This is a genomic window from Bombella intestini (assembly GCF_002003665.1).
Taxonomy (GTDB): domain Bacteria; phylum Pseudomonadota; class Alphaproteobacteria; order Acetobacterales; family Acetobacteraceae; genus Bombella; species Bombella intestini.
Genome location: NZ_JATM01000006.1, coordinates 12,879 through 25,004, shown reverse-complemented (window position 1 = coordinate 25,004; position 12,126 = coordinate 12,879). Strand labels below are relative to the sequence as shown.

The 12,126-nt window shown below is 56.4% G+C and carries 8 protein-coding genes; 1 reads left to right on the top strand and 7 read right to left on the bottom strand.

Going from position 1 to position 12,126, the window contains the following annotated elements:
- Positions 1-18 precede the first annotated feature (18 nt).
- Positions 19-525 carry a DNA starvation/stationary phase protection protein Dps gene (gene dps / locus AL01_RS08725; RefSeq protein WP_408735445.1) on the top strand — a complete coding sequence of 169 codons (507 nt, stop codon included), beginning with the start codon at positions 19-21 and terminating at the stop codon, positions 523-525.
- A 166-nt stretch (positions 526-691) separates the two neighbouring features.
- Here the strand turns inward: dps and AL01_RS08720 are convergent, their stop codons facing one another.
- From AL01_RS08720 to AL01_RS08690, 7 genes are all read right to left on the bottom strand, one after another.
- Positions 692-1,225, bottom strand: coding sequence for a hypothetical protein (locus tag AL01_RS08720; RefSeq protein ID WP_143280751.1), 534 nt, complete (start codon positions 1,223-1,225; stop codon positions 692-694).
- 2 nt (positions 1,226-1,227) lie between these two features.
- Positions 1,228-2,463: a glycosyltransferase gene (locus AL01_RS08715; RefSeq protein ID WP_241502792.1), complete on the bottom strand. Its 1,236-nt coding sequence runs from the start codon at positions 2,461-2,463 to the stop codon at positions 1,228-1,230.
- Positions 2,464-2,530: 67 nt separating this feature from the next.
- Entirely contained in the window at positions 2,531-3,430 is a 900-nt protein-coding gene (locus tag AL01_RS08710) for a hypothetical protein (protein WP_241502791.1), read from the bottom strand.
- Positions 3,431-3,544: 114 nt separating this feature from the next.
- A complete protein-coding gene (locus AL01_RS08705; RefSeq protein WP_077397161.1) occupies positions 3,545-6,529 on the bottom strand; it encodes a glycosyltransferase in 2,985 nt (994 codons plus the stop codon).
- A 2-nt stretch (positions 6,530-6,531) separates the two neighbouring features.
- Positions 6,532-8,337 carry a tetratricopeptide repeat protein gene (locus tag AL01_RS08700; protein ID WP_077397160.1) on the bottom strand — a complete coding sequence of 602 codons (1,806 nt, stop codon included), beginning with the start codon at positions 8,335-8,337 and terminating at the stop codon, positions 6,532-6,534.
- Between the two features lie 14 nt (positions 8,338-8,351).
- On the bottom strand, positions 8,352-9,857 hold the full coding sequence (locus tag AL01_RS08695) for an HlyD family type I secretion periplasmic adaptor subunit (protein WP_241502790.1): 1,506 nt from the start codon (positions 9,855-9,857) through the stop codon (positions 8,352-8,354).
- On the bottom strand, positions 9,854-12,004 hold the full coding sequence (locus tag AL01_RS08690) for a peptidase domain-containing ABC transporter (RefSeq protein WP_077397201.1): 2,151 nt from the start codon (positions 12,002-12,004) through the stop codon (positions 9,854-9,856). Before AL01_RS08690 ends, AL01_RS08695 begins: the two co-directional genes overlap by 4 nt.
- Between the last annotated feature and the right edge of the window lie 122 nt (positions 12,005-12,126).

The window sequence follows — 12,126 nt, the reverse complement described above, 5'->3', positions numbered from 1 at the left end:
AGACGAAGGAGTATCATGATGAGCAAGATCAATCATTATCACACCAGCAACAACACCCCGGACAACACAAAGGCTGTTTCCATCGAAACCCTGAATGCCCGTCTGGCTGACCTTATCGACCTGGCTCTGGTGACCAAGCAGGCACACTGGAACCTCAAGGGTGTCAACTTCATCGGTGTTCACGAGATGCTGGACGGCTTCCGTACCGGGCTTGATGGTTTTGTTGATACCGCTGCTGAGCGTGCTGTTCAGCTGGGTGGTGTGGCTCTCGGCACTGTTCAGACCGTGCAGAAGCACACAAACTGTGCTCCGTACCCCACGGACATTTACACAGTTCACGACCATGTGAAGGCTCTGGCAGAGCGTTATGGCGTTGTGGCTAACAAGGTCCGTGAAGCCATCAAGGTGACAGCCGAAGCCGGTGATGAAGACACATCCGACATCTTCACCGAAATCTCCCGCGGGCTGGACAAGAACCTCTGGTTCCTTGAGGCCCACCTCCAGGCTGAAGCTGGCCCGCGCTAAGAGCGGTCTTGCAGAGGGTCTTCAGACCTTCAGCTAAATGGAAAAAGGCATGCTCCCTCTACGGGGGTATGCCTTTTCTTTTACGCTATGCCCCACTCCCATGCTCCAGCCATAAAAAAGGGAGGCAGGAATAACCGCCTCCCTCCCGTATGATGGCCTGTCGCTATCAAAGAGACAAAGCCAGATGGAGCCGTGCGAAATAGAAAGGGTCTTCCTTCAGCACGTCCTTCACGGCACGCCCATCCGGTAACACATTATTCCCTGCTCCCAGATCATCGGGCATATAGTCGGCACGCCAATCCTCAACCTTAGCATCAGCCGGTAGAACCGGAGTGATGGGCTGCTCTGGCTCATCCGGGGCTTCTGGCTCACTCTCTACAACAGGCTCCGGCACGGCGGGGGGAACCCTCTCCGGCTTCAGGCTATTCGTGATCGCCTTAAAATCATCTTCCAGCAGATGCCCGGGCATCCCGCCCCGCTCACGCTGAACAATCCAGCCTTCTGTTAAAGTCTGCAACATGGCCTTCTCGGCGGGGTCACCCTCGGGGCCGGCCTGCGTGGCCCACCAGCTCCGCCATGCGGCATCCTCCAGCTGGGCACGATCCTCCGCTGTTAGCCTCTGCGGGGCAGAGGAAGGCGATTTCTTGACAATCCAACCTGCCACCAACGCCTGGAGCGCAGCCTTATCCATCTCTGCCATATTCATATCACCTCACGACCTGTCACTCTGCTTATCAGAGCCTCATACTGGGCAAGATACTGTTGCATATCCAGCAGCTTCTCCGCCCGCTGCCGCACATTATGCCCCAGTGTCTCTGCAAGTGTCCTGCTCTCCAGCAGGCGCAGAATAGCATCGCCTATGGCGTCCGGCTGAAGGAACGGAGCCATAAGAGCTGTTTCCTCGTGGGTCAGATATTCGCTCACCGGTGCTGTATCACTCCCCACAAGCGGGCACCCCACTGCCATAGCTTCTCTCAAAGACCATGACAGAACGAAGGGGTACGTCAAATAAACATGAGCATCCGAACGTTGCAGGACCCGGATCATCTCATCTCTTTCCAACCAGCCAACAAAATGGATGCGAGACAGATCTAGCTTCCCTTCCAGCTCTTTCAGCATGGTTTGCCGCCATGTGCCGCCATCTGCTGGAGGGAGGCCATAGCTGACGTCCTCTCGTCCCATCAAAATAACCTGACAATCCGGCCGAGCCTTCATCAAAGCAGGCAAAGCCCGCATCATGCTATGAAAACCCCGGTATGGCTCTAGGTTACGAGCGGCATACGTCACCAATTTTTCATAAGGAGCAATGGTGATCTTACCCAGCTGGAATGGCTTCTGACGTACTGAAGGATTGGGCCGATATTTTTGCAGGTCCACCCCTTCATCCAAGAGGGTAATTTTTTCCTGCGCCCATGAAGGATACGTCCCTCGCTGAAATCGTGTCGGCGTCTGCCCCACGCCCGGCCCAGCCAGAGCCTGAAGATTGACAGCATTCTTACAGCGGATCAGAAGTCCTGCTTCCTTCGGCATGGGGAACTCTGGGTCAAACCCCACATCCCGGCCTTCCAGCCCATAATAGAACTCAAAGTATCCCAGCACAGGCACACCGGGGAAAACTGAATCAATATTCAGCAGCTCTCCCCAACCATGATGCCCAATGATGATATCCGGCTGAAAGCCGAGGCTCTTTAGGGAGCGGGCCACCACTGCAATAGCTTCGGCACGATTAATAGCGTGGTCCAGCTCTCGGACAAATGGATGGGGACCTTCCCGGTTTACCTCCGGCGGGCGATACAACACACGGCGAACGCCCGGAATATCAGGCCCCTTGCCTGCCGTGATGAACACGACATCGTGTTCGGGCTTACGGGCTAGATGGGCCACCATATGGGCATATTGCGCAGGGAAGCTCTGATGAACAAAAAGAAAACGCACCACTTCCCCCGGCTTGCCTGTCGCCCCGGCTCTCTATCAGAGCCCTTGCCCGTAACTCCCCTCTACAGCCTTACCCGCGCTTAGCAGTTGCCTCTTTTCCCCGCTTTTTCACGGGAACAATCTCCAACTGGAAGCCTTCAAGCGGGGCAAGGTTCTCCGCCTGAAGTGCCTCTTCCCCACCTTCGGAGGGGCCCACTTTCGTGCCGTCTGTGAAGCTAGCCGTCAAACGGACTGTCCATTTACGGGCAGCCTCTTCCTTCAAGCGGACCCGCAGCCCCAAGATCGGCAGGGACATACCCCGCGACCCACAGAACTGCCCCCCTTCAACCCACGGGGAAAGCCAGCCACGCCCCAGCACGGCTTGATATTCAATATCCTCAGCCCGAACCTTGCCTTCAGGACGAATAGAGAAGCCCTCTATCCAGCGTTTGCTGCCTTCCTGCCCGACCCACTCGCCGATGGCACTACCAACGTCACCACGACGCTGAATATGGGCGACAACCTCCTGAGCAGCACCATCAACAGCACCGGTGACAGACGCCTTACCACCGCTAGTCTGGCCTGCCTCGGCTGTCTTCTCCGCAGACGCTGGGTCCGCTGGAACTCCACTGATGAGGCGAATCACCTGAAGGCGGGGAGCTTCACTACCGACCTGCCCGTCCTGATAGGTGGTTACCATCACACCGGCCGGACCGCGCCGGACGCGTACCAGCGCAGCACTATTAGCTGCACCCATCCAGCCATCCGCTGCAAAGGTGACAACCTCAACGGCATCCTCTGGTACACCCGGTGCCCGGGAAATCCGCACACCCGGCAATCCGCTGGGGCCGGCTTCTATCTGGCCCGGCGCATGGAACACACAAAAGACGCCGGCGTCCAACGTCATCACGTGAGCTCCTGCCTTCAGATCCACTACACGATGACGGGGCTGTCCTGCGTCCGTTTCTGGCATCTTAACTCCGGTTACCATTTTCCTGCCTGAGGATGAGGTGCATGCACTGCACAAAAAAATCTAAAAGATCTCTGTAATTATAGTCGATTTCAAAATTTTCTGCAAAACCTACGCACATTTTTATCCATCTCATCATCTACGAAGATGCTTAATGGCCATAAAAACATCCGCCAGCTGGTCCACTGGAAGGCCCAGCGGGATGAGCTGCCCCCATGCAGGGCCAGCCTTTCGGATGCGTTCTGCAGAGGCACCAATATCAAATCCCACTACGGGAAGACGAGCCTTCCACAACCAGCCCAGCGCATAGCACCATGTTTCTGGAGCGATGGATGTTACAAAGCCAACGTCAGCCTGCACCTCCTCTATCAAGGCTAGGACATTGCTATCCTCATACGCCCCCGTCACCTTGATACCCACTTCTAGACAAGCGGCATCGTCATGCGTGCTTCCCACAACAACAAGCTGTAACGGTAGTTCATTCTTCTGAATGTACCGCCCTAATGCCAGAAGTACATCATGACCTTTCCAGCGGCTGATTCCCCCCAGAACCAGTATCTTCAAAGGCCACTCCCGTGTCGGGCCGCTATCATCCAGCAGAGGAGATGCTTCGGCCCTGATCTTCCGATCATCTTCTAGAGGTTCGATGCTGATAGGGGCAGGGCAAGGTATGTGCTTCGTCAGCCGGCGAGCAGTATCCATAGAGGGAGCCACAACCCGGCGTGCTTGGTGCAACTCTTTCTTTGAACGTGCTAGAAAATCAGACAATGTCAGACCATCATCTGCCAGCACATGGCCTCGCTCCAAACAGGCCCTGCATCCCTCTATGGAGGGTTCCCCACAATAACGGCCATGCTCGTCCAACAGAGCAACACGGGGGCAAAACCAGATATGATCATGAACATGCACGTCATAGGGAACGCCCAACTGCTGGTGCAACTCCCTCAACCCCGGCTCATGCCCCAACATGTGATGCCAGATAACGAGGCGTACCCCTAACTGCCGCATATATGATAAAAATTCTGGCTGCTCGTCCGGTAGGGTAAACACCAGATTAGGGGCCTTTAATCCCACTATCGAGCTAACAACCCGACACCCTGTTTCTGTTGGCTCTACAACGACAGGCAGGAGCCCTCCCTGCCTCAAAAGAGCCGCCTGCTCCCTCACAGCACGAGCGACTCCTCCGCCTCCACGATGCTGGAATAATACCACCGCCCCGGTAAAGGCCTCCCGGTACTGCCGGACCCGTCGCCAGTCCAACATTCTCCGATAATTCCTTAACGGATCAATTTTCTTCCAACGCTGGATAGCAGCGTCATAACCGGGATAAAGACGATTCAGAATCTCCAAATTGCGGCGCAAAAGGGGGGCTGCCTCCCACCCAAAAGAACCATGCCCATGATGCAGAACATAGACATCCACAGCGGCCAGATGGCGAAACCCTGCCTCGCTCGCCCGAAGACAAAAATCATTTTCCTCAGCATAACCCTGAGCAAAATAAGCCTCTCTCAAAGGGCCTACCTCTGCCAGACAGGCCGCCGCAATACCCATACAGAAACCATTAGCCGTTGGTAGCTCCACCACCGGCCTGAAGCCCTCCGCCTGATGTTGGAAGAGCCGGTCCATAGTCGCTACATCAACGAGGGGCAACGCCGGATTATCATGTTCATGGTCAGGATAAGACGTCAGCCCACCCGCATTAGAAAATGGCGTGACGGTCCCGGCTTTTTCAAGACGCAGCCAGCGACACAGCCGTTCAATCCAATTTCCAGAAACGAGCGTATCACTATTGAGTAGGATGACATCCCACCCTTCTGGCACGAGGCCCAATCCGTCATTAATACTACCAACAAATCCCTGATTGGTAACATGACGCAGCAGGACAATACGCCCTGCTTCGGATAACTCATCCAGATAAACCCGGATTCCGGCTTCGGGTGAGGCATCATCCACGACAATCAGGCGGCAGGTCTCCGGAATATTCGCCAGCACGGACGCCAAACAGGCCCGTACCTCACTCTCCCCTCGATAGACCGGTACAATGACGGCACAACCTGCGGCCACAACCTGCCGCTGCCCACCAGAGGCTCCACCGTTCTTCCGGGACATACGGCACCCCTGCTTCGTCCAGCCCTTACGGCTGCTCCCGCTGACCTCAGGCTGGCGCATCAGACTTACCAGAGCGGGGTCAAGCGGAGCACCTTTGAGCAAACGTCCATACTGATCGTAAAAAGCAGTTGAGCTGTGCAATGGGCGGGGCCAATCTGCATAAGGCAGATAAAACTCCCTAGGCCGTTGCAGAAAGGCGGTACTGCTAAAACCCTCTACGGAATAGTCCACCAGCAAGGGCTCATCATACCCCTCTACCCTCAAAGAGGGCAGAAAATCAGGCTCACCGGGATACCATAACCAGCCCCGCACGCCTTCGGCCTCCGCCATGACGAGTGACTGGAACCGTATCAAGCCCTGTATGTCGATCGGGCTACCCAGCAGTGGGCGGCCATCACACAACATGACAAGCTGCTGCCCCTGCCACCAACACCCTGCCTCATCCGGCATCAACTGGGCCAGATCATGCACACCTGCCGGCACGGTGCCGAGCGGTCTGCCATCCAGCACCAGTTCCACCGGCCCAGCAACACGCAGGCGTAAGTCTCCGGTGTTGGACAACACACCCCAACCCGGCAACCCGACAGGAAAGGAGAGGCTATCTGCTAACGCATAATGTTCATGTATCAAACTATTCCGGGACAGAACCTGCCCCATGATACGAACCGCAGGTGCAACAGCCCCACACCGCAGATACCCCCCTGCTAAGGCCAGTCCAGCTTCTCGCAGGCCATAACGCGCCCATAAACGTTCAAGCCGTGGCAGGGCCTGCGGAATAGCTCCACTGTCCAACAGAGCCATAGCGCAAGTGAAGCTGATATTATCGTCACGCCCCGATAATGCTTCAGCCCGTTTTAACCAGAAGAGGCCATCCGCTTGCTGCCCCTGTTTTAAACAATCTCTGCCCTTGTCAAAAGCTGTCTGGATCGCCTCCAGACGCCGAGACGTCCAGCGTGCTTCATCCGCCGCCCGAAGAACACGGCCATACCCCGGAATAAAACTGGCCTGCATCCTCACAGATCAGGTCCTGCCTCCACCAAAGCGGGCTCCCGCTGCGAGGTCGCCGTTAAACTATCCAGCATTTTTTGCGCCTGCCCCAGCCCCTGGCCAGCTGCCTGCTCCAACCAATAACGGGCCTGCTCGTTATCCTCTGGACCGCCAAGCCCTCTAAGCAGATAACGCCCTAGCATCATCTGCCCAAGGCCATGACCACGCTGTGCGGCTTCCTCAAAACACTCACGGGCCCGTGGAAGATCGGCTGGCACATCGTGCCCCCCACCATACATAGCCCCAAGAGAAAAATACGCCTCTGGCAACCCTGCATCGGCAGCCTGCTGATAAAGCTCCAACGCACGGGCATGATTTCGGACGCCATCTACCTGCCCCGTGACGAGCATCTGCGCCACGCTGACACAGGCCTCTGGCATACCCTGCCGTGCGGCCTTATCCATCCATGAAAGGCCATCCTGCATGTTCTGCGCTACGCCACGCCCCTCGAACAGCAGTCGGCCATACCAATACTGAGCATTTACGACACCTTCTCGTGCCAGACCGAGCCAATAAAAGGCCTCTGTCTCATCAGCCGTACCGCCAACACCTTGCGCCAGACAAACGCCCAGATTGAAAGCCCCAAGAGGATTCCCACCCTCTGCCTGCTGCCTGAGACGCTGCTGGAGGCTGTGTTGCTCCTCATCTGGCCGTGTCACACCGGCAAGAACCAGATTACCGAGGTCTGCATCAGCCATATGGTCCCCCAGCATGGCTGCATGATTGAACCAGTATGCGGCTTTCCGCTCATCCCGTGGGACGCCGGTACCCGTCAGATACAGCACAGCCAGTACACGGGCAGCCGGTGTATGATCCTGCTCAGCAGCAAACTGGTACCAGCGGGCGGCCTCCATAGGGCGACGGAAAAGTTCCTCTCCCCGAATATACAGGTCCCCCAGAAGAGCCGCAGCCTCGGCATCGCCGCCATACGCAGCACGCCGCAACCAGCTTTCACCCTGAATAACGTTGGCCTCTACCCCAACGCCCTTCAGGAGCATCAACCCATAACGAGCCTGTGCAGAGGGAATATTCTGTTCAGCGGCCTTCTGGTAATAACGGGCAGAAATCTCGGCATCCCGAGGCTGTCCATTAGCACCATGCTCGTAGATCCAGCCCATGGCGGCATTAGCCAAACCAAGACCGCCCTCTGCCGCACGCTGGAGCAGCTCCATGGCCTGCGCCCGCTGGCTATCATCCTCTGCCTCATCCAGCAGAATAAGGCCAAGACCTAAGGCCCCCTGTAGAGAGCCACCCTGCACGGCCTCCCCGTACCAATGGCGGGCGGCCTGCCTGTCCTGAATCCCTTCTGGGCCATGATTGAAGATATGCCCCAAAAGGGCCTGAGCCTCGACCGATCCTTCAGCAGCGCCCTTCTCTGCCCAGATACGGGCCTGGGCGAAATCCGGTTTATAGGATTCTACTTCATCAGCCTGAGCCCGGTCATAAAGGCTCTTGCCTGCCGAGGCGGATAGGCTGGAATCGAACCCCTCCGGCACCCCCATGGCGAAGAGGGTGGCCAGTGTGAAGCTCGCTTCCTTAATTCCAGCTTCTGCGGCAACCCGTGTCCAGCGGGCACCTTCCTCCAGAGAAGAAGGTGTCCCCTGCCCGGACAGATAACACTGCCCTACCCGATACGCCGCCTCTGGCACGCCCGCTTTTGCAAGTTTTGCAAAGAGGGAAAACGCCTGCGGTACCTTCCCTTCCTCCAGCAACCGTTGCGCACGGGCGAGATTACGGGACTTGGAGGAAAAAAAGGTAAACCTACCCACCATGACCGGCCTCCGCCTTAAGAGGGCTCTCTCATGCCTTCTGTTGCTGCGGGCACAACATGGCTGAACAGATATTTCAGGATAGTCCGCTTACCCACATCAATATCCGCCGTCACTGGCATACCTGCGCTAGGATGGAAGAAAGACGGCTGCCCATGCAGGGTGTATTTATCAATCTTCAACCGGACACGGTAGAAAATGACAGAATTACCCTGTTTTACCATAGCGGATGGATCAATCCCGGCTCTGATGTTCCCTTCGACCATTTCAGGCGGCAAGAACGTATCAGCACTGATGAGGCTGACCGTACCCTTCGCACCCCCGTACTGGACGTAAGGGAAGCTGGCAAACTTGATGATGGCGTGGTGCCCCTGCCGTACATAAGCACTATCCTGCGGGCTCATGAGGGCTTCCACCTCCAACCCGCTGTCGGTTGGCTCCAGCGTCATCACCCGCATGGTCGGCCCGACTATCGCCCCAACGGAAATGGGAGCAATGGTCAACACAACACCATCCTGCTGGGCCCGGAGGTCAATCTCCTTTTGCCGCACACGCCCTTTGCGATAATCGCTCTTCAGCTGGTCTAGCCGTCTCTCACCAGTGACAAGCGTTTCATAAATCTTTGTCTTCCATGACTGGATAAAACTTTCCCGCAGAGCCTTGAGGGCATCTAGACGGTTCTGCGTAGCACCAGCCACCTGCTGAGCGGAAATCAATGCCCGCTCCGTATCCATCACGGCATCTTGCGCCCCGAGAGTGGAAAGACGGGACCCCACGGCCTCCTTCTGCTCACGCTCTCTCATATCCAGCACGGCCTGTGTGACCTTCAACTTACTGGCATACATAGCTGCATTGGCTCTAGCCTGCTGAAGGTCGTTCTGCATCCCAGCAATACGGCGGTCGAAATCCTCGATGTGGGACTGGTAATCCACCTTCATCTGGAGGAACACCTGCTCCTGCTGGATAGACGCTGGCACACTTATATCCGTGCGATATTCTGCACCTGATGCCTGCGCCTTCAGTCGGCTCACTTCCTCCTGTAGGGACTGCATCTGAGCGGACAGATTGTCCATATCCACATCGCTCAATGTCGGGTCCAGTCGGGCCAGAATCTGTCCTTTACGGACATATTCACCAACTTTGACGTTGAGCGACCGAACACGCCCAGCAGCGACAGGCTGCACTACAACAATCGGTGCTGTGGAGATGATTCGTCCCGTAACAGTCACAACCTTGTTGAGCGGAAACAGCGCCATGGCCGCCACGCTCGCCAGCACCAGCGACCCAACAAGCCACGTGATATAGCGGGCTGAGGCGGTCATGGGCAGATTGACCATACCCAGCGTGGGAGAATGGAACTCCAACAAAGCTAGGGGCATATCCTCCGGGGCGAACGGATCATCCGCCTTACGAGGGCCCTTATGGTTGTCTTCATCCATGTTGGGGACGGCGTCAGGGGCAGCCTGCCGCTGCTCCTTCTCCTGTGCAGGGCCGGACCCGGTGGGCTTGCTCTCGCTCATCATTCCTGTCCTCCTGCCGACGGATTACCGCCCGCCTGCGTTTCCGGCGCAAGATGACGGTTCTGCTGGAGCCACAACGTCCGATACACGTCACAACGTTCCAGCAGGACTTCATGTGGTGCGATATCAATGGCACGCCCCTGATCCATCACAGCAATCTGGTCACAATCCACCAGCGAGGACAGACGGTGCGAGACAATCACCATCGTCCGGCCTTTTGCCAGATTTTTGAGATTCGCATTAACAAGGGCTTCGGATTCTGGGTCTAGTGCGGATGTCGCCTCATCCAGAATCATCAGTTTAGGATCGGAGATCACAGCACGGGCAATAGCCAAACGCTGCCTTTGCCCACCGGAAATATTGGTCGAGCCTTCTTCAATCCACGTCTCATAGCCAGCGGGCATACGTTCAATAAACTCTTCCGCCCCGGCCAGACGAGCCGCCCGGATGACATCATCCAGCGTCAGCCCCGGTCGCCCGGCGGTAATATTATCATGGATAGTCCCACGGAAGAGGAAGTTATCCTGCAACACAACACCAAAGGACCGCCGCAAATAATGCAGGTTAATTTCCCTCAGATCGACACCATCAAGGCGCAGATATCCCTGATATTCTCGGCTAACACCCTGAAGAAGACGCGTGATAGTCGATTTACCAGACCCCGAACGCCCCACAAGCCCAAGCATGGTCCCCGCAGGCACATCAAAGGTTACATCCGTCAGAGCTCTATTCGCAGCCCCGGGGTAGGTAAAGTTGATGTTGTTGAAGCTCAGTGCCCCCTTGATAGGCGGACGCATACCATGAGTCAGAGCGTAGGTTTCTGTCGGCTGGTTGAGCACCTCACCGGCTTCACCCAGAGACACAGTTACCTCGTTGAGGGATTCCATAATCTTGGCCAGACTGACCAGAGGGGACGCAACACGCCCACCCAGCATCATAAAGGCCATGAGCGCACCACCCTGCATGGTGTTAGCATCTGTCAGCACCAGATAGGCACCAACAAGGATAATGCCCCGGTTGATAAACATGTTAAGCGGCTGCACCATCGTGCTGACCCAATTGGCCAGACGCTGAGATGCCAAACGCCAATGAATAACAACGGCCGTACGGTTATCCCATGTAGCACGCCGGGTATTCTCCAGCGCCAATGTCTTGACTGTCCGAATACCGGCTACGGTTTCGTAAAGCGCAGCCCCACGCTGCATCTCCGCCCTGACCATCTTACCAGCCACACGACTGACCACAGGCAGCATGATGACCACAATCAGACCAATCGCTCCGGCAGCGATAAGAGTCAGCCATGCCAGAGAGGGGCTCATGTAGAACAGCACTGGCATGACAACCAGCAGCATAAACACGTCCAGAAGGGTATTCAGCACTTGTCCGGTTAGGAAGTCACGCACCTTGAAGATGGAGTTAAACCGCCCCAGCACTTCACCAGCCTGTTGACGTTCATAGAACTCCAACGGCAACGCTAGAAGGCGGTTAAAGGCATGGAGGGAAATACGAGCATCCAGCCGGGTACTAACAACCAGTGTCAGCTCCTGCCGGGCATACGTCAGCAAAACTTCATAGAGGCTGAGAATGACGACAAATCCCGTCAGGGAAACAAGGGTCGCCATGGAATGATAGTTGATGACCCGATCCACCACCTGCATGACGATCATGGCAGGGAATAGCCCTAGGACACTCAGCACCATAGAGGAAAAGACGATATCCCGCAGGCCCTTCTTTTCCCGCAGAACCATCTTAACGAACCAGTAAAAGTCGAAATTAGCATCTGCTTCCGACTCATCACTGCGACGCTTGATCAGGACGACATCACCCGTCCAGAGCTGCATCAACCTTAGTTCATCAATGGGAACGGGCGGCTCACCCTCACCCTTCAGAGGATCACGCAGCCAAACGATACCCTTTTCGGGGTTCGTGCGAACCAGCAAGCCGGCAGATCCATCCCGGAACAGCAGCACAACGGGCGGCGTATACCCCAACTTGACGAGATACCGCCACCGCAGACGCATGCCCTTAGCAACGGCACCGTAATCCCTCAGCCAGCGGACAAGGGTTGCGGGAGATGGTGATGCTTCACCGGGCTCCGCCGCAAAATCTCGTATGTCCAGTTCGATCCCGTGATACCGTGCTGCGGCCATGACGGCCCTCAAACGGATATAGATCGGACTGACACCCTGCGGCTTCTGCCCAGTGCTGTTATGATCTACCCCGGGGGCGTCGGACTTACGACCTCCAGCACCCTGCCCGGAAGACTGTTCGC